16 protein-coding genes are annotated in these 19,195 nt (G+C 57.1%); 6 read left to right on the forward strand and 10 right to left on the reverse strand.

The window, feature by feature from the left end; all coding sequences use genetic code 11:
• Window positions 1-7: 7 nt before the first annotated feature.
• Window positions 8-880: a DNA-binding transcriptional regulator YeiE gene (gene yieE / locus ACUTSW_RS13765; RefSeq protein ID WP_013813771.1), complete on the forward strand. Its 873-nt coding sequence runs from the start codon at window positions 8-10 to the stop codon at window positions 878-880.
• A 216-nt stretch (window positions 881-1,096) separates the two neighbouring features.
• Window positions 1,097-2,575 (forward strand): amino acid permease, encoded by a 1,479-nt coding sequence (locus tag ACUTSW_RS13770; protein WP_013813770.1) that lies wholly within the window; start codon window positions 1,097-1,099, stop codon window positions 2,573-2,575.
• A 91-nt stretch (window positions 2,576-2,666) separates the two neighbouring features.
• Here the strand turns inward: ACUTSW_RS13770 and ACUTSW_RS13775 are convergent, their stop codons facing one another.
• The gene (locus ACUTSW_RS13775) at window positions 2,667-3,764 is read right to left on the reverse strand and encodes a GGDEF domain-containing protein (RefSeq protein WP_445584648.1); all 1,098 of its coding nucleotides are present in this window, start codon (window positions 3,762-3,764) and stop codon (window positions 2,667-2,669) included.
• Between the two features lie 357 nt (window positions 3,765-4,121).
• Here ACUTSW_RS13775 and ACUTSW_RS13780 point away from each other — a divergent pair, with 357 nt between their 5' ends.
• Both ACUTSW_RS13780 and ACUTSW_RS13785 read left to right on the forward strand, forming a co-directional pair.
• Window positions 4,122-5,204, forward strand: a complete 1,083-nt coding sequence (locus ACUTSW_RS13780; protein WP_445584649.1) for a FecCD family ABC transporter permease — start codon at window positions 4,122-4,124, stop codon at window positions 5,202-5,204.
• The gene (locus tag ACUTSW_RS13785; protein ID WP_020439463.1) at window positions 5,201-5,989 is read left to right on the forward strand and encodes an ABC transporter ATP-binding protein; all 789 of its coding nucleotides are present in this window, start codon (window positions 5,201-5,203) and stop codon (window positions 5,987-5,989) included. Before ACUTSW_RS13780 ends, ACUTSW_RS13785 begins: the two co-directional genes overlap by 4 nt.
• A gap of 66 nt (window positions 5,990-6,055) precedes the next feature.
• On the opposite strand, the gene ACUTSW_RS13790 is transcribed toward ACUTSW_RS13785, so the two are convergent.
• The 6 genes from ACUTSW_RS13790 to puuR all read right to left on the reverse strand — a co-directional run bounded on the left by ACUTSW_RS13790 (window position 6,056) and on the right by puuR (window position 13,201).
• The gene (locus ACUTSW_RS13790; protein WP_445584650.1) at window positions 6,056-6,295 is read right to left on the reverse strand and encodes a DUF2542 family protein; all 240 of its coding nucleotides are present in this window, start codon (window positions 6,293-6,295) and stop codon (window positions 6,056-6,058) included.
• A 175-nt stretch (window positions 6,296-6,470) separates the two neighbouring features.
• Window positions 6,471-8,462, reverse strand: coding sequence for a ligand-gated channel protein (locus ACUTSW_RS13795; RefSeq protein ID WP_445584651.1), 1,992 nt, complete (start codon window positions 8,460-8,462; stop codon window positions 6,471-6,473).
• A 254-nt stretch (window positions 8,463-8,716) separates the two neighbouring features.
• Window positions 8,717-9,712 (reverse strand): ABC transporter permease, encoded by a 996-nt coding sequence (locus tag ACUTSW_RS13800; protein ID WP_004947008.1) that lies wholly within the window; start codon window positions 9,710-9,712, stop codon window positions 8,717-8,719.
• Window positions 9,709-11,220 (reverse strand): sugar ABC transporter ATP-binding protein, encoded by a 1,512-nt coding sequence (locus ACUTSW_RS13805; RefSeq protein ID WP_166728654.1) that lies wholly within the window; start codon window positions 11,218-11,220, stop codon window positions 9,709-9,711. Before ACUTSW_RS13805 ends, ACUTSW_RS13800 begins: the two co-directional genes overlap by 4 nt.
• Window positions 11,221-11,342: 122 nt before the next feature.
• Window positions 11,343-12,623 carry an NAD(P)/FAD-dependent oxidoreductase gene (locus tag ACUTSW_RS13810; protein WP_445584652.1) on the reverse strand — a complete coding sequence of 427 codons (1,281 nt, stop codon included), beginning with the start codon at window positions 12,621-12,623 and terminating at the stop codon, window positions 11,343-11,345.
• Window positions 12,624-12,643: 20 nt separating this feature from the next.
• Window positions 12,644-13,201, reverse strand: coding sequence for an HTH-type transcriptional regulator PuuR (gene puuR, locus ACUTSW_RS13815; RefSeq protein WP_004946995.1), 558 nt, complete (start codon window positions 13,199-13,201; stop codon window positions 12,644-12,646).
• A 394-nt stretch (window positions 13,202-13,595) separates the two neighbouring features.
• Between puuR and ACUTSW_RS13820 the strand changes: the two genes are divergently transcribed.
• Both ACUTSW_RS13820 and ACUTSW_RS13825 read left to right on the forward strand, forming a co-directional pair.
• Entirely contained in the window at window positions 13,596-15,014 is a 1,419-nt protein-coding gene (locus ACUTSW_RS13820) for a glutamine synthetase family protein (RefSeq protein WP_166728656.1), read from the forward strand.
• Window positions 15,015-15,547: 533 nt separating this feature from the next.
• Window positions 15,548-16,915 (forward strand): APC family permease, encoded by a 1,368-nt coding sequence (locus ACUTSW_RS13825; protein WP_004946987.1) that lies wholly within the window; start codon window positions 15,548-15,550, stop codon window positions 16,913-16,915.
• A gap of 52 nt (window positions 16,916-16,967) precedes the next feature.
• Here the strand turns inward: ACUTSW_RS13825 and sbcB are convergent, their stop codons facing one another.
• The 3 genes from sbcB to ACUTSW_RS13840 all read right to left on the reverse strand — a co-directional run bounded on the left by sbcB (window position 16,968) and on the right by ACUTSW_RS13840 (window position 18,971).
• Window positions 16,968-18,395, reverse strand: a complete 1,428-nt coding sequence (gene sbcB, locus ACUTSW_RS13830) for an exodeoxyribonuclease I (protein ID WP_020439460.1) — start codon at window positions 18,393-18,395, stop codon at window positions 16,968-16,970.
• Window positions 18,396-18,495: 100 nt separating this feature from the next.
• Complete coding sequence (locus ACUTSW_RS13835) at window positions 18,496-18,684, reverse strand: DNA polymerase III subunit theta (protein WP_006326623.1); 189 nt, start codon at window positions 18,682-18,684, stop codon at window positions 18,496-18,498.
• A 77-nt stretch (window positions 18,685-18,761) separates the two neighbouring features.
• A complete protein-coding gene (locus ACUTSW_RS13840) occupies window positions 18,762-18,971 on the reverse strand; it encodes a hypothetical protein (protein ID WP_197912466.1) in 210 nt (69 codons plus the stop codon).
• Window positions 18,972-19,195 lie beyond the last annotated feature (224 nt).

Here is a 19,195-nt window from a genome sequence, read left to right on the forward strand (position 1 = left end):
GATGGTTATGCATATCACCTTACGTCAACTGGAAGTCTTTACCGAAGTGCTGAAAAGCGGTTCGACCACGCAGGCCTCGGTAGTCCTGGCGTTATCACAATCGGCGGTCAGTGCCGCGCTGGCTGACCTGGAAGGGCAGTTGAGCGTGCAACTGTTCGATCGCGTCGGCAAGCGTTTGGTTATCAATGAGCATGGCAGGTTGCTGTACCCGAAGGCGCTGGCGCTGCTGGAGCAGGCGGGGGAGATTGAACAGCTGTTCCGCCATGACGGTGGCGCTTTGCGTATCGCCGCCAGCAGCACCATCGGCAACTATATGCTGCCGGAAATGATCGCCCGTTACCGCCACGATTTCCCGGCTACGCCGCTGGAGCTGAACGTCGGCAACAGCCAGGACGTGATCGGGGCGGTAGCGGATTTTCGCGTCGATTTGGGGTTGATCGAGGGGCCTTGCCATATGCCCGAGCTGGTGACTCAGCCGTGGCTGGAGGATGAACTGGTGGTGTTTGCCGCGCCGGAAAGCCCGCTGGCCCGGCAGCCTCTGACGCTGGAGCTGCTGGCCAATGCCCCCTGGATCCTGCGTGAGCGCGGGTCGGGCACGCGAGAGGTGCTGGATCACCTGTTGCTGGCGCATCTGCCGCACTTCCAACTGGTGATGGAGTTGGGCAACTCGGAGGCGATCAAACACGCGGTGCGCCATGGCATCGGCATCAGTTGCCTGTCGCGGCGGGTGATTGAAGAACAGCTGGCGAGCGGCGTGCTGGTGGAGCTGAAAATCCCGCTACCGCCGTTGATGCGCACCCTGTATCTGATCCATCATCGGCAAAAACACATCTCCAACGCCCTGCAGCGCTTCCTCAGTTACTGCACGTTGCCGGCCTGAGGCGGTGAACTACGCCAATAACGCCCCCATGCGGGGAAATGAAGCATAAAAACCTGCACCCTGTCACATTAATGACAGTAAGTAAGGAAAAATGGGCTGCCGCTAATAATTAGCGCTGAGTTATGAAGCTATCTTATATCAGCGCAATGTTACTAGTTCGCCGGTGGGTATTTGTTACAATCCGCCCTCATTTTTTGACGAGCAGATAGGGTAAGAATGGCTCAGCAGGATATAAAAACATCGGGGCAGCAAGCACCCGGATTGCGCCGCGAGCTGAAAGCGCGGCACTTAACCATGATCGCTATTGGTGGCTCAATCGGCACCGGCCTGTTCGTCGCCTCCGGCGCCACTGTCTCTCAGGCTGGTCCGGGCGGGGCTCTGCTGTCTTATGCGTTGATCGGTCTGATGGTCTACTTCCTGATGACCAGCCTGGGCGAACTGGCGGCCTTTATGCCGGTGTCCGGTTCGTTCTCCACCTACGGCGCCAAATACGTAGAAGAAGGTTTTGGTTTCGCGCTGGGCTGGAACTACTGGTACAACTGGGCGGTGACCATCGCTGTTGACCTGGTGGCTTCGCAGTTGGTGATGACCTACTGGTTCCCGGATGCGCCGGGCTGGATCTGGAGCGCGCTGTTCCTCGGCCTGATGTTCCTGTTGAACTACATTTCGGTCAAAGGCTTCGGTGAAGCGGAATACTGGTTCTCGCTGATCAAAGTCACCACTGTCATTATCTTTATCGGCATTGGCGTGCTGATGATCTTCGGCATTCTGAAGGGCGGCGAGCACGCCGGCTGGCAGAACTGGACTATCGGCGATGCGCCCTTTGCCGGTGGTTTCTCGGCGATGATAGGCGTGGCGATGATCGTCGGCTTCTCGTTCCAGGGGACCGAGCTTATCGGTATCGCGGCCGGCGAATCGGAAAACCCGGGCAAAAATATCCCGCGCGCGGTGCGCCAGGTGTTCTGGCGTATCCTGCTGTTCTATATCTTCGCGATCCTGATTATCAGCCTGATCATTCCTTATACCGATCCAAGCCTGCTGCGTAACGACGTAAAAGACATCAGCGTCAGCCCGTTCACGCTGGTGTTCCAGCATGCCGGCCTGCTGTCGGCGGCGGCGGTAATGAACGCAGTGATCCTGACGGCGGTGTTGTCCGCCGGTAACTCTGGCATGTACGCTTCTACCCGCATGCTGTTTACCTTGGCATCGGAAGGCAAAGCGCCGCGCATTTTCGCCAAACTGTCGAAGGGTGGGGTGCCGCGCAATGCGCTGTACGCGACCACCGTGGTGGCGGGCCTGTGTTTTCTGAGCTCGATGTTCGGTAACCAGTCGGTTTATCTGTGGCTGCTGAACACCTCGGGCATGACCGGCTTTATCGCCTGGTTGGGGATAGCCATCAGCCACTACCGGTTCCGCCGCGGCTATATGATTCAGGGGCGTGACCTGAACGATCTGCCGTACCGTTCCGGCTTCTTCCCGCTGGGCCCGATCTTTGCCTTTGTCCTGTGCCTGATCATTACGCTGGGGCAGAACTACCAGGCGTTCCTGCAAGACCGGATCGACTGGTACGGCGTGACCGCGACTTATATCGGCCTGCCGCTGTTCCTGGTGATCTGGTTCGGCTACAAGCTGACACGCGGCACCCGCGTGGTGAAGTACAGCGAGATGGAATTCCCGAAAATGGACGTGAAATAACGCCAGTCTGCACCTTGTGAATGCCCGGTTGCAGCCAACAGTGCTGAAACCGGGCAGACAACGAGTATGAAACGCGGTGTCTCTCGCCGCGTTATTCCTTCGTATTCATCGCCAGCGCTTGCTGCGCCGCCGCCATCAGGCTGTCCACCGTTTGATAATCCTGAGTTAACGCCAACGCCCCGGCGTTCAACTGCAACGTCACCTCACCGAAAACACCAAAGACATACGGCGCTTCCAGCGGCGGCATGATGCGCGCCAGAAACTCCCCTTCGGAGCCGTAAGGCAAATCGTGCACCAGGATCAGAAACTGGCCGCCGGTATAACGGCTGACAAAATCGCTTGGACGAACCAGCATTTTCAGGCGCTCGCCGATAGTGCGCAACACGTCATCGCCGATCAGCACGCCGTGGCTTTGATACAGCGCCGCCAGCGGAGTGAATTCAATAATAAACAGATGCGAAAGCGGGTGTACCGTTGCCGATGGCCGGCAAATCTCTTGCATCACGGCTTCACCCCCCGCGCGGTTGAGAAAACCGGTCAGATGATCGCGATGAGCCGCTTTTCGTTTTTCGCCTGTCAGCGTGACGTACTGCACCAACTGGCGATGGTAGAGCGCGATCACCCCATGAGCCAGCAGTAGCCACAGCGGGATGATATTAGCCAGCAAAAACAGGTTCTGCATGCGTGACAGCGGTGCGGCCAGCAGGTAAGGCAGCGTCAGCAGCATGACCTCCAGCAGGGCAAAGCGCGGCGCTGCGGCATGGCGCTGCATCAGCCAGAAGGCCAGCGCGGTAATCAGCAGGCCGGCGAACAGAACTAGCACCATGCGGCCGGAAAGCATGGCCAGCAGCGCAATGGCGCCGACCAGCGCCGACCACAGCAGCACCGTCACCAGCATGGCATTCGGCCAGACGGGCGGCGTGACGCGAGCCAGCCACCAGCGTATGCCGGTCAACCCAAGCAGCAGCACCAGCAGCGCGGCGCCGATCGCCATATTGCTCAGCCAGGCGTAGGCCAGCAGCAGCACGACTACACCGGCGGCGTTCAGCCAAGGGGTTCGGGGAGAAGGGACAAGCGTAAGCCGTAGTTGGTGTTGGAACTGGGCGTCATCAGCCTGTTGTGGACCTTGTACCAGCCAATGCAGCAGGGCGGGTCTTTTAGGCGTTAACGTGGATGGTCGACTTCTCATGGCTGCCTCTTCAATAAGGGCCTAAGCAGTAGGTCCTAAATATCCGGCCAGGCGTGGTTGACGCGCCGTTTACCGGTCAGGATTTGGATTCTAGGTGGTTTTGTCGCAATTTGTCACAGTGCTGCGTGGGGCGATGAAACTTTCGGAATTATTAACCCTGCTCAGCAGAATGAGGTTGTTGCGGCTGCTTGGCGAATACTCTTTAAAAATAAAGTGTTACATCTCAACATGGCAGGTAATAGCTATTGATATGATTGATAAGTATTATCGTTTGCTTTATTGTTAGCGGCTGCTTGTCAGGGTAAAGCGGCCGTTTGCATGCCGCTATGGTCATTGTCGTAACAGGTATCCTAAATAATGAGCGTATCCACCGAACCTATGTCTGACGCCAAGGGGCAACCCGACGTCAACGTCATGGGGCGTTATCAACATATTCTTCGCCACCGTTTATTGATGATGGGGGTGTTGGCACTGGCGATTGTTGGTTCGCTGCTGCTGGATTTTACCATGGGGCCATCCGGGCTCTCACTGTCCTCCCTGTGGCAAACGCTGATTGACCCTGCGGCGGCAGATGCCGGAACGCGAGTGATCGTGTGGGATATCCGCCTGCCTTACGCGCTGATGGCGGTGGTGGTGGGGTTTGCGCTGGGTTTGGCCGGCGCGGAAATGCAGACCATCCTGAACAACCCCCTTGCCAGCCCGTTCACCCTCGGCGTTTCTTCCGCTGCGGCTTTCGGGGCGGCGTTGGCTATCGTGCTGGGTATTGGCGTGCCGGGCATTCCGGACCAGTGGTTTATTTCCGCCAACGCGTTTGTTTTTGCCCTGTTTGCCGCACTGATGCTCGACGGCATCACGCGCTGGACACGGGTTGCCACCTCCGGTGTCGTGCTGTTCGGTATTGCACTGGTGTTCACCTTTAACGCACTGGTTTCAATGATGCAGTTTATCGCCAGCGAAGACACGCTGCAGGGGCTGGTGTTCTGGACCATGGGCAGCCTGGCGCGCGCTTCATGGGACAAGTTGGGCATCCTGCTGGGCGTGTTCGCCGTGCTGTTGCCATTGTCGATGATGAGCTCCTGGAAGCTGACCGCGTTGCGGTTGGGCGAGGATCGGGCGGTGAGCTTCGGTATCGACGTGCGTCGCCTGCGCCTCACGACCCTGCTGCGCATCAGTATTCTTTCCGCGCTGGCGGTGGCCTTTGTCGGCCCTATCGGTTTTATCGGCCTGGTGGCACCGCACATCGCCCGCATGATTTTCGGTGAGGATCACCGTTTCTATCTGCCGGCCAGCGCCCTGATTGGCGCGCTGGTGCTGTCGATGGCTTCAGTCGCCTCGAAAAACCTGATCCCGGGCATTATCATTCCGGTCGGCATAGTGACGTCACTGGTGGGTGTGCCGTTCTTCCTGAGCATTATTCTGCGTCATCGGGGGAATGTATGAGTCAGGGATTGCGTATTGAGCATTTTTCCGCCGGTTATCCAAAGCGCCAGGTTATTCGCGATCTTGCCGTGCCGATGTTGCCGCGCGGGCAAATCACCGTGTTGCTGGGGCCGAACGGCAGCGGCAAATCGACGCTGCTGCGTTCTCTGGCCGGGCTGAACCCGGCGCAGGGGCAGTTGTGGCTGGATGACATCGATTTGATGCAACTGCCCTTTGCCCGTCGCGCGGAAAAAGTGGTGTATCTGCCACAGTCGCTACCTGCGGGAGTGCATTTGCACGTGCTGGAGTCGATCATCGTAGCGCAACGCGCTTCGGGCGGCCGCAGCAATGCCGGCAGTGAGGCGGAGGTCATGGCCCTGCTGGCGCAGCTCGGTATCGACCATTTGGCGCTGAGCTATCTCGATCAGCTTTCCGGCGGCCAGAAACAGTTGGTGGGATTGGCGCAATCGCTGATCCGCCAGCCTTCGCTGTTGCTGCTGGACGAACCGCTGAGCGCACTTGATCTCAACTACCAATTCCACGTGATGGATTTGGTGCGTAAAGAGACGCGTAAACGCAATATCATCACGGTGGTGGTGGTGCATGACATCAATATCGCTCTGCGGCATGGCGACCACGTGTTGATGCTGCAGGATGGCGAGTTGATTGCCGACGGTACGCCGGAAGAGGTGATCACGCCGCAAAGCCTGGCGAGAGTCTACGGCGTGCGCGGGCGCATCGAGCGTTGTTCGCACGGGACGCCGCAGGTGCTGATCGACGGTTTGGTTAACCAGCCGGTGATCTGACCAAAATGCCATGGCGCGCGGCAAGTTTCAGCCCCCGCACCATGGCATTGGGTTGACCTGTGGTGATCAGGGTTTGAGATACAGGTACAGGATGAATACCAGGCCAGCGATGCCCGCCAAAATATAGGTGATAACGTGAAAGTAGAAGCTGATGGGTTGCTGTGATTTATATGCATAAACCCGCACCGCTGACCCCTTCACCATGATATCGACAGCTCCCTTGTGGTAACCCTTCACGCCTTCGCGTATTAGCATCAGGCTGGTGAAGGTTATCGCAAGGATCAGAAATATATCCTTAAAGTCCATCTCGCGTTTATCTCCCTTAAGCTGAAAAATGCATCCTTGGAATTCCTCAGCATGATAACACCGGTATTCAATAGGTTGCCATGTGATGTGAATACTGTGGCGGGAAGCGGGGAAGCGATGCCTGGCTTGAGCGGATGGAAAGGGCGCGCAGTTCAAGCGCGCGCCCCTATTGGCATCAGAAGTTGTACGTCATGCCGACGGTGTAACGGCGGCCGTCCAGCGTGGTGTTGTAGTTGTCGTAATCGACGGTTTTGTCGAGAATGTTGTAAATCCCGCCGGTGACCGTCAGGTCTTTATTCGCCTGGTAGCTGAGGCCGGCGTCTACGAAGGTATACGAAGGCGTACTCTTGGCCATTGAGGTGCGGCTCAGGTATTCCGATGTCTTGCTGCGGAAGTTGACGCGTGACCACAGGCTGACGTCATGGGTAGCCTGCCAGTCCAGTACGGTATTGAGCATGTGCTTCGGCATCTGGTTCAGCGGTTTACCCTGGTTATCGCCGCTTTTCTGTTCGGATGAAGTAAAGGTGTAGTTGGTGTTCCACTTCCAGTCTTTGCTTATCTGCCAGCCGAAAGTGGCTTCCACGCCGCGCATATTGGCTTTATCGACGTTGATGCGATCGCTGATAAAGTAATAGGCCGTGTTGCCAATCATGCATTGCGCGTCGCCATCCCCGCTGTCGCAGCGGCGCACCTCGGTGATCTTGTCTTTGAAATCGGTGTTGAACAAGGTCACGCCGGCGTTCAGGTTTTTCTGGTTATCCCACATCACGCCGATCTCTTCGCTCAGGCTCTTCTCCGGCTGCAGATCCGGATTGCCTATGATGATCGATTTGCGCCCGCCACCGGTAATTTGCCCCCAGTTGGCAGAAGATTGGCGCAGATCCGGCGAGCGGTAGCCGGCGGATACGCCGCCTTTCAACGTCCACTGTTCGGTCAGGTGCCAGACGCCGTACATGCGTGGTGTCCAGTGATTGCCGTAGTTCTGATCCTGGTCCATACGGATGCCGGTGGTCAGGCTGAAGTCGTTGGTCAGCGCCCATTCGTCTTCGGCAAACAGCGCCCAGCTCCAACGGGTCAATTTGTTCAAACCGTCGGCCGCATCCAACTGATTGCCCTGGTCGCTCAGTTTTTCGTAGCGGTACTGCCCCCCCAGGCTCAGCATATGAGCACCGAGGTCAAACTGGGTCTGGGTATTGAAGATGGTGTTATACATCTTCATGTCACGGCCCGGATTATTCGTCTCTTCGCGCTGAATGTAGCTGGTGGTATTGCCGAAATCGTAATAACCGTTGTGCGTCACGGCGTAGTTGGTGCGGGTGTAGAGGCTATCGCTGGCGCTGTTTTGCGTGCACTTGCCGTTGCGGCAGTTCTCGGTCGCCATGGATTTGCCCGGCGTGCTGTTGCGGTCTTGCAAGGAACGGCCGATTTCGAAATCAAAATCATTCTGCTCGTTTGGCGTCAGGCTGAACACGGCGGTGCCGCTGCGCATGCGCTGTTCATTGAAGCCGTTAAGGATTTGGTCCTCGGCGCGGCGCGACAGCAGGCCGTTGACCCGCAGGCCGAGCAGACCTTCAATCAGCGGGCCGGAGGCATAGGCGTTGGTCTGGAAAATATCGCCGGAATCGCTGCGTTCCTGGAAGGTGGCGTCGCCGTGCAGCGAACCTTTCCACTCGGTTCTGGAGGTTTTGCGGGTGATGACGTTGATTACGCCGCCCATGGCATCGGAGCCGTACAGCGAAGACATCGGCCCGCGCACCACTTCGATGCGTTCAATCGCCTCCAGCGGCGGCAGCCAGCCTTGTTCGATACCAGAGTTGTCGCTGTTCGGGCGGGTGCCGCGGGTGTCCACGCGTTTGCCGTCCACCAGAATCAGGGTGTATTTGGAGGACATGCCACGGATGCTGATATCGCTGCTACTGGCACCGCCGGTGACCACCACGCCCGGCACGTCTTTCAGTGCGTCGGTGATGTCTCGGTAGGCTTTGTCTTCGATCTGCTGGCGTGGGATCACTGAAATAGAGGCGGCGGAATCCTGGATTTTTTGCTGGAAACCGGAGGCGGTCACCACCATGGTGTCCTGGGTATCCTCTTGCGCCGCCAGTGCGCCGGTGCTGGCGAGTGAGGCGATAATCAGTGCGGTGAGCTTGTTATAGCGTGGTTTGTCCATGAGGCAACCTTTCCTGGTCTGCTGTAAATCGACAAGGCGTCGATTTAACGGGTTGAAGAATAGGTAGAAATGGTTCCCTGTCGTAGCAGGGGACATCATTTCGGCAGTATTTCGTCAGGCCATTGTAAGGATTTAAAACTGAATGTAAACGCAAATGATAATTCGTATCATTTGTATACTTGAAAAGAGGTAGGGAGAGGTAACCAGATGAATTAAAGGGAAAACCGGCGCGGCAGGGCGCGCCGGGGGGAAAGTCAGCGTTTCTGGATGTAGGTGATAGCCAGCGCCAGAGCCAGTACCAGCCCTTTGATAATATCCATCGCATAGTAGGGGACTGAAAGCATCACCAGCCCATTTTGTAAGACGCCGAGGATCACCGCGCCGACCAGCGTGCCGAGCGCGTTGGGTTTGCCGGAGCCGGCCAGAGAGAAACCGATGTAAGCGGCGGCGACGGCATCCATCAGATAACCGCCTCCGGCGTTAACCTGTGAAGAGCCGATACGTGACGCCAGCAATATGCCGCCAAGCGAGGCCAGCAGCGAGGAAATCACATACGCGGCGACCTTGTAACGTACCGTGCGGATCCCCGAAAGGCGCGCCGCCTCCGGGTTGCCGCCGATGGCGTACATGCGGCGGCCGTGTTTGGTCAGCGACAGGAACAATTGCACCACAATCGTGACCGCCAGCATAATCAGCACAATCACCGGCACCTGGCCCAGCGCGGAGAAAATGTCCGGGATGAGCCCCTCGGCCATATCGCCATTCGGCAACAGCATATTTTGGGTGATCGACCCGCCGTAGCTGTAGGTCATGGCAACGCCCTGGATCACAAACAGGCTGGCCAGCGTCGCCAGCATGTCAGGGATCTTCAACACCACAATCAGGAAGGCGTTGAACAGACCAACCAGCGTACAAATCAGCAGCGTCAGCACAATCGCGCCGGTGGTGCCGAAGCCGTACCAAACGAACAGCGAGACCACCAGCGCGTTAGCCAGCGAGGCGGTGGAGCCGACGGAAAGATCGAAACCGCCCACCGACAGCGAGATAGACACCCCGATGGCGATCACCGTCACGATGGCGATGGAGCGCAGAATGTTGATGATATTGTTGGGATCGAGGAAGTTGTCCGACGCCAGCCCGAACAAAGCGATCAGCGCGACAACGGTGAGCAACATCCCCCATTTGTAGAGAAACTCAAACAACTGATGACGCCAGGGCTGTGCATTGGGCAGGGATAATTCTTTACTCACGCAGGGGTTCCTCCGGTGGAATACAGTAATAGGGTTTCTTCATCAATATCGGCGGCGTTCAGCTCCGCCACCACACGGCCGTCCCACAGGACGCAAATGCGATCGCACAGGCCGAGCAGTTCCGAGAACTCGCCGGAGGCGTAGATAATGCCTTTGCCGTCGCGCGCCAGGCCGTCGATCAGGGTAAACAGCTCCTGTTTGGCCTTGATATCCACGCCCTTGGTCGGCTCATCGAAAATCAGCACGTCGGCATCGCCGCGCAGCCATTTACCGATGGCTACCTTTTGCTGGTTGCCGCCGGAAAGCCTTTTCAGCTTCTGCTGCGGGCCGGAGGCGCGAATGTTCAGGCGTTGCATGATATCGCGCGCCCAGCGCAGTTCCTGTCGGCGGCTGAACAGGCTCCAGCGCGAGAAGCTGTCATCGGCGCTGACGCTCAGGTTCATCGGGATGGCTTCATCAATAAATATGCCTTCTTTGCGGCGCTCTTCCGGCACCAGCGCCAACCCCTGTTCAACGGAAAGATGCGGCGCGCGCGGTGCCCAGGGCGTGCCGCGCAGCTCGCCGCGCTCCACACGGGCCGGCGAGGCGCCGAACAGCGCCTTGCACAGTTCGGTTTTGCCCGCGCCGGCCAATCCGGCGATACCCAAAATCTCCCCCTGATGCAGCCGCAGGGAGACGTCGCGCAGCTTGTGGCGATCGTGCAGACCTTCTACCTGCAGCAGCGTGCGCGAGCCGTGCGGCGGCCGTGGTGGCGGGAAGATATCGTCCAGCCGGTGGCCAAGCATTTTCTCGACAATCTGCTCGCCGACCAGCCCCTGCATGGCATCTTCGCTGACGTGGCGGCCATCGCGCAGCACCGTCAACCGATCGCAAATTTCACTCAGCTCGTGAATGCGGTGGGAGATAAACACAATGCCGATGCCTTCGGATTGCAAACGACGCACCACGCGGAACAGGCGCTCGCTTTCGGCGCGATCGAGCGGGGCGGTGGGTTCATCGAGGACCAGGAAGCGGCAGCGATGCGACAGCGCGCGCGCCAACAACACCTGCTGTTTTTCCGCCAGCGTGCACTCTGCCAGGCGCTGGCGCAGGTTGAGGGATAAATCCAGTTGCTGAAGCAGTTGCGCAGCCTGGCGGTACATCTGCGCCCAGTTGAGCAGATGGCCCGGTTCGTTCAGCCAGTCGAGCATGATGTTTTCCGCCACCGACAGCGTGGGGATCAGCGCCACGTCCACCTCCTGCTGCACCACATGGATGCCGTGTCGGCGGGCCTGCAGCGGTGAGTGTATATCGACTTTTTGGCCGTCGATAAAGATCTCGCCGCGGTAATGATCATGCGCGCCGGAAAGGATCGCCATCAGCGTTGATTTTCCCGCGCCGTTGGCACCAACCAGCGCATGCGTGGAGCCGCCCTGCAGGGTGAAGTCGACGTTTTGCAGCGCATTGAATCCGGCAAAGGCGATCGAGATATTGCGCATCTCGAGGCGTGAGGGCGTTGCGGTTGGCATAGTGTGATTAAAAGACGTTTAGGTGTTTAGATGGCTAAAGGTCTTCTTTTGTAACACAGATTGCGATTTTGGCAACAAACTAAATGGCATAACTGAGACGAAAAAATTCCTGGAGAGGCGCGCTAGAATCCCAACCGGTCCCGCAGCGCATAGTACGCCGCACCGAGGGCGGTGAAGGGAACGCGGAGCTGACGTCCGCCGAAAAAGGGCAGGTGCGGCAACCGGGCGAAGGCGTCGAAACGTTCGGCATCGCCGCGCAGCACTTCGGCAATCAGCTTGCCCGCCAGATGGGTGCAGGTGACGCCGTGACCGCTGTCGCCCTGCATGTAATAGACGTTATTCTCCAGCCGGCCGAACTGCGGCATGCGCGACAGCGTCAGCAGGAAATTGCCGCTCCAGCGGTAATCGATACGTACCTGTTTCAATTGCGGAAAGGTTTTTAATAGCTTGGGCAGGATCAAGGGATCGATATCGGCCGGATCGCGCGCGCCGTAAACCACGCCACCGCCGTACAACAGCCGGTTATCGGTGGTCAGACGAAAGTAATCCAGCAGGTAATTGCCGTCTTCGACGCAAAAATTATTGGGCAGCAACGACAGAGCCATGTCCTTTGACAGCGGTTCGGTGGTAAGAATTTGCGAGCCGCACGGCATGCTCAGCCGGCTGAGGCGCGGCTCCAGCTTGTCGCCCAGATAGGCATTACCGGCAATAATCACAAAACCGGCGGTGACCGACCCCTGTGCGGTGTGTACCCTGGCCGGTTCACCGTACTCGATGCGTGTGGCCGCCGACTGTTCGTACAGCCGCCCACCGTGGCGGCGTATCGCGTCAGCTTCGCCCAATGCCAGATTGAGCGGGTGCAAGTGGCCGCCGTTGCGGTCCAACAGCCCCCCCACATAGCGTTCGCTGGCTATCTCGCGCCTGATTGCCTGTTGATCCAGCAGTTCCAGTCGGGCATTGCCATAGCGCCGCCAGTTGGCCTGTTGGTGTTCCAGCGTACGCAGTTGTTTAGGGTTCAGCGCGGCGAAGATACCGCCGGGGCGATAGTCGCAGGCGATGGCATATTGATCGATGCGGTTGCGGATAATCTCCGCGCCTTCGAACATCATGCCGCCAAGCATGGCTGCGGTATCTGCGCCGTAACGCGCCTCGATCACATCGATATCGCGGCTGTAGGAGTTGACTACCTGACCGCCGTTGCGGCCGCTGGCGCCCCAACCGATACGAGCAGCTTCCAGCACCACCACGTCAAAACCGGCCTCGACCAAGTGCAACGCCGACGACAGGCCGGTAAAACCGCCGCCAACGATGCAGACGTCGCAGCGGATATTTTCGTTCAGCGCCGGGTAGGGCGCGAACGCATTGGCGGTGGCGGCATAATAGCTGGCAACGTGTTCCGTCATGACTCCTCCGCCAGAATCGGTCAGAAGGTGGTGGGCGTATGCGCGCTGACGATTCGGCAGACGCGCGCCGACGTATTGCTAAAACTGTGGGGAATGCCGGTATTGATGGCGTAACTCTGGCCGGCGGTCAGGCAATAGGTCTGGCCGTTGATGGTCAGCATTATTTCGCCTTCCAGCAGAGTGCCTATCTCCTCGCCCTGATGCTTGATCTTCTCGCCGGTGGTGGTGCCGGGTTGATAGGTTTCCAGCATCATTGCCAGATTGCGCGCCGGATTGCCGTTGTGCACCAGCTTCATCGACACGCCCTGGCTACCGATTTCGATCAGATCCTCCGCCTCGATCACCACTTTGGGCTCATCGGCGGCTTCCGGTTCGGCAAAAAAGGCGGACAGCGACAGCCCATACACTTTCAGCAGCTTTTGCAGCGTACTGATGGCCGGGCTGACCTTGTCCTGTTCGATGGTGCTGATCGCGCTGTGGGTTAACCCGGACAGTTCGGCGACTCGGCGCTGCGACAAACCCAATTGCAGACGGATCTGTGACAGGCGCTTACCCGGCGCCAAGCTGACTTCGCTCATAGCGGTACTTCCTTCTGATAGGGACGACAGGCAGAAATGAATAACAGGGTCGGGTGCCTGTCTGGGGGATATCGACACAGCATGATATCGGTAGTTAAGGTTGATTTGGAAAATATATTGCCCATAGTCACCCCCGTTCTGGCGGACGAAATTCTGTTCGTTAAAAGGCGGGCAACGCCTTTTCGGTCAATATTTTATCAATTTAGCAGCCGGTGGCGAATAATCAAACGGGATTGTAACATTTGCAAACCATTTGTGTTAAGGCTATGTTTCATATTATGGATGTTATTTTGAGCGCCAGTCAGGGCGCAGTCTACAGAGAAATCAGACCATGTGTTGAACCGATCGGCAGACGGATGCGCAAGCGTCCTTAGAGCATAATGGCGGGTGATGTATGCAAACCAATATCGCAGCAGTTGAAAATTTTGCACAGCATAATGAAGAGAGGCGAAGTAGCGCGTTCCAACGTGAGGTTGCTCACTATCTGGAACGCCATCCCTCAACGCAGTATATCGATATCCTTCTCACAGACCTGAATGGTTCCTTCCGCGGTAAACGTATTCCCGTCTCCGGGCTGAAAAAATTGGAAAAAGGCTGTTACTTCCCCGCCTCGGTATTCGCTATGGATATTCTGGGCAACGTGGTGGAAGAGGCGGGCCTGGGCCAGGAACTGGGCGAACCGGACCGTGTGTGTATGCCGGTGGCCGGATCGTTGACCCCGTCGGCGGCGGACCCGGACAATATCGGTCAGGTATTGCTGACCATGCTGGATGAAGATGGTACTCCCTTTGACGTTGAACCCCGCAATGTCCTGAATCGAGTGTGGCAGGCGTTGCGCCAGCGCGGCATGTTCCCGGTGGTAGCGGTAGAGTTGGAGTTCTATCTCATTGATCGACAGCGAGACTCTGAAGGTTATTTGCAACCCCCTTGTTCGCCCGGCACCCAGGAGCGAAACATGCAAAGCCAGGTCTACTCGCTGGATAATCTGAATCATTTCGCTGAGGTGCTGAACGACATCGACACTCTGGCGCAGATGCAGGGGTTGCCGGCGGACGGCGCGGTGGCGGAGGCGTCGCCCGGCCAGTTCGAGGTGAACCTGAACCATACCGATAACGTGCTGCTGGCTTGCGATCACGCGTTGGCGCTGAAACGCCTGGTGCGGCTGGTGGCGGAAAATCATCATCTGCACGCGACCTTTATGGCGAAGCCCTATGAGGAGTACGCCGGTAGCGGCATGCACGTGCATATCAGCATGCTGGACGGTGACGGCAAGAATCTGTTTACGGATGCGGATGGCGAAGACTCGCCGCTGTTGCACCGCGCGCTGGCCGGGATGATCACCTTGATGCCGGCCTCCATGGCGCTGCTGGCTCCCAACATTAACGCCTTCCGCCGTTTCCAACCGGGGATGTATGTGCCTACCCAGGCTTCCTGGGGGCATAATAACCGCACTGTCGCGCTGCGCATTCCCTGCAGCGATCCGGAAAACCACCGGGTGGAATACCGCGTCGCCGGGGCCGATGCCAACCCCTATCTGGTGGTGGCGGCGATCCTGGCTGGGATCTTGTACGGCCTGGACAACGAACTGCCGCTGCCTGAGCCGGTGACCGGCAACGGCCTGGAGCAGGAAGGGTTGCCGTTCCCGATCCGCCAAAGCGATGCGCTGTATGAGTTTGAACACCAGCATGAGCTGACGCAGTATCTGGGCGAACGTTTTGCGCAGGTTTATCATGCTTGCAAGATGGATGAGCTGATGCAGTTTGAGCGGTTGGTGACGGAAACCGAGATTGACTGGATGTTGAAAAACGCCTGAGCCTGGGTAAACTGAATGTTAATATTCTGGTGATAAGCGGATTGATAGCGGAATAATTCGCCTTGCGGGCGGGTTTTGAGCACGATCGCCAAAAGAATTTGTGTAAGAAGGTTTCCGGATCTTGTCATCCGGCCGCTTTCTGGTGCAAAATATGACTAATGCAGATAGCCGACGTTTTAAAGCGTCGGTTATTTTTTTTGCATTTGTGTTCTAACAACTGTGCGTTTCATACACCAAGCGAGGCCGGACACCGATCCGGATAGATAAATAGTTTCGTGCGCGATCAAACAAAACTTTATGGTCGTGACTCATGAGGATAAGAAAGATGGGGCAATTTTTCACTTTAGCGCCGGCGCCCGCCGGTTTCCGCTGCGGCCGCAGCGATTATGGAGCAGTCAAGGCTACCTTGACCCGTTATCCAGCTTCCAATCCCCTTCTTTTTGAATTCAGTCGCACGTTGCGAAGTTTCCCCGCAACCTTAAGTCTTGGCGTGTCTACGCTCCGCAAGGCAGAAGGTAAGGGGGGGCTGCGTCATGTCCGATAACATCATCAGCGCTGCTCCAGCCCAACGCGCGCAACTGCGTAAAACCCTGACTTTAGTTCCGGTAGTGATGATGGGGCTGGCTTACCTGCAGCCAATGACCATCTTCGATACCTTCGGCATCGTATCCGGCCTGACCGATGGTCACGTCGCCACTGCGTACGCCTTTGCTCTGCTGGCGGTCCTGTTTACCGCATTGAGCTACGGCAAACTGGTGCGGAAATTCCCGTCCGCCGGTTCTGCTTATACCTATGCCCAAAAAGCCATCAGCCCGCACGTCGGCTTTATGGTGGGCTGGTCGTCGTTGCTGGACTACCTGTTCATGCCGATGATCAACATCCTGCTGGCCAAAATTTACCTGGAAGCCATCTTCCCGGGCGTGCCTTCATGGATTTTCGTGGCGGCGCTGGTCGCACTGATGACCCTTTTCAATCTGCGCGGCATCAAGCTGGTGGCGAACCTGAACTCCATCATCGTGGTAGTGCAGGTGGCGATCATGATCGTGTTCCTCTGCCTGGTGGTGAACGGTATTTCCCACGGCGAAGGCGCGGGCACGCTGATCAGCAGCCGTCCGTTCTGGTCTGAGAATGCGCACGTGGTGCCGATGATTACCGGTGCGACCATTCTGTGCTTCTCGTTCCTCGGGTTTGACGGCATCAGCTCGCTGTCTGAGGAAACCAAAGACGCAGAGAAAGTGATCCCGAAAGCCATCTTCCTGACGGCATTGATCGGCGGCATCATCTTCATTGTGGTGTCTTACTTCGTGCAGCTGTACTTCCCGGACATCTCGCGCTTCAAAGATCCTGACGCGTCTCAACCGGAAATCATGCTGTACGTGGCCGGCAAGTTCTTCCAGTCGGTGATCCTGGTGTTCTCCTGCGTAACCGTACTGGCTTCCGGCATGGCTTCGCACGCCGGTGTTTCGCGCCTGATGTATGTGATGGGCCGCGACGGCGTATTCCCGGAGCGTTTCTTCGGTTATGTGCACCCGAAATGGCGTACCCCGGCGCTGAACGTACTGCTGGTCGGCGCGATTGCGCTGTCTGCGGTGTCGTTTGACCTGGTGACGGCGACGGCGTTGATTAACTTCGGCGCGCTGGTGGCGTTCACCTTCGTGAACCTGTCGGTGATTTCGCAGTTCTATATCCGCGACAAGCTGAACCGTACCGTAAAAGACACTTTCAACTACCTGATTCTGCCGGTGTTGGGTGCGCTGACCGTAGGTGCGCTGTGGCTCAATCTGGAAACCAGCTCAATGACGCTGGGGCTGGTATGGGCGGCGATTGGTCTGATTTATCTGGCTTTCGTGACCCGCAGCTTCCGTCTGCCGGTGCCGCAGGCCAGTGAAGACGTGGCATAAACCTTAACCGGTCATCATTAAAAAGGGCGCATTGCGCCCTTTGTTGTTTTTATTAGCCCACCAACTCTTTGCCGTATTCAAACAGCGCTTTCAGCAGCGCGGTCTTTTCTTTATCGCCTTCGTGCAGGTTATACAGCGATTCCAACTGCAGCACGTAGCTCTGTACTCGTTCTGCGCTCAGGGCCTCCTGACGGTGCTGCAACCAGCGGCGCTGCTCGGCGTCATCCAGCGTATTCGGGTAGTTGCGGGCGCGAAAGCGGAACAGCAGCTCTTTCATGCGTCCATCGCTGAAGGTCAGATCCAGCGCCGGCAGATTCTGCGGTTTGGTTTGCTGGATGATCCTCATCGCCGCCTTGTCGGCATCGCTGAAGAAACCGTCGTACAGCCTGGCGTCCACATCGTCGACGGCTTTAAAAGGCTCGGCATCGGCGAACAGCGCCACCACTTTCTCGCGAACTTGCGGATTCTGGCGCAGCAATTGCAAATTTTGCAGGCAAGCCTGGCGGTCAATACCCAACCGCTCGGCGTTTTCCGGCAGCAGCGTCTTGGCAGGGGCCAGCACCGGGCATTTATTGATATGCACCAGCTTGATCGGCACCGGGGATTGGTCGGCCGCCAGATCCTCACGGCGGGTATACAAGCGTTCACGCAGTTCGTCGGCGCTCAAGGTCAGCAGCGGGGTCATATCGCCGGCCAAATCGCACATGATCACCGCGTTCTTGTTGTCCGGGTGCCAGGCCAGCGGCGATACCCAACTGGTGTTGCCGCGCGCTGCGCCGAACATACCGGAAACGTGCACCAGCGGCGTCATTTCCGCGATATCGATCAAGGCGTTCAGTTTGTGTTTGTTGCGGTGTTGCAGCAGAAAATCAAACAGCCGCGGTTGCGCCTGCTTCACGAGCTTGGCCATGGCGATGGTGGCGTAAACGTCCGACATGGCGTCATGGGCATGCTCGTGCTCGACGCCGTTGGCGCGAGTCAGATGTTCCAGGCGGAAACTGGGGAAACCATCTTCGTTCTCCGGCCAAACGATGCCTTCCGGCCGCAGCGCATAGCAGGCACGCATCACGTCAAGCAAATCCCAGCGGGAGTTGCCGTTTTGCCAGCTGTAGGCGTAGGGATCATGGAAGCTGCGATAGAAAATATTGCGGCTGACTTCGTCATCGAAGCGGATATTGTTGTAACCCAGAATACAGGTGCCCGGCACGCTGAACGCCTGATGGATTTCGCGCGCAAAGTCGGCCTCGTTAATGCCTTTGGCCAGCGCCAGTTGCGGCGTGATGCCGGTGATCATCACCGCTTCGGGATCGGGCAGGTAATCGTCGGCCGGTTTGCAATAGATGACCAGCGGCTCGTCGATGATATTGAAATCCATATCGGTGCGTACGCCGGCAAACTGCGCCGGGCGGTCCATCGATGGGCTTTTGCCGAAGGTCTCGTAATCGTGAATGTAAAATGTGGCCGGTGCCTTACTGCTCAAAATCGCATCTCTCAGGTGGCGTAGGGAATATGCCTCTATTGTAACGGCGGGATGCACGATGCCAAGCGGTGGTTACCGTTAATCGTCCAAATGCGAAGGATTACGCATTGCGGTAGTAGTTCAGGCGCTGATGAAAGTAGGGGCGCAAGTGTTCGGGGACTTGTTCTTCAGCGCTGGTGGCGTTGGAAACAATGCCATAACGTTCGTTATAAATGACGCTGATGGCGAGTAAATCGGCTTCAATTTTTTCACGTTCTGCCTGCGGTAAGCTATCCAGCTTTCGACCCATATTCTTCTCCCTGTGAACTAAAGGGCATCATAGGATCGTTAGCGGCACTTGTCCCTACCCCATTCAGGGGGGAAGCCTCACAAGGCCCGTGACCCTGCCTGAAGGCTGTGGCCAGACGCGGCAGTGGCATGATAGCTATGTGAGGTTTGCGCCGTGAGCGCCTCCTGGCTTTGCTGATGGTCGCGTTCGACGACTCGATTGACCGACAGAACGCTGCCGAACACCGCCAGCCAGAAAACGCTGCACAGGACCAAAATGCTCAACCAGGCTTTTTGGTTATAGCTCATAGAAACTCCTGACGATAAAAGTAAAAGGTATTTACCGGTAAATTAAATCAGAGCTTGTATCAATGGTCGATAAACGGCGTTGTTTAATATGGGGTGTTTTTTATTGAATGTGTTACAAAATGCCATGACGGTGTTTCAGGATATTCCTTAAGATAATATTAAGAAAAGATAACTCAACGCCACTGAGTTCCATTTAATATTCGTTTAATTATCTCCGCATACAA

This window comes from Serratia sp. TSA_198.1, from assembly GCF_052686505.1.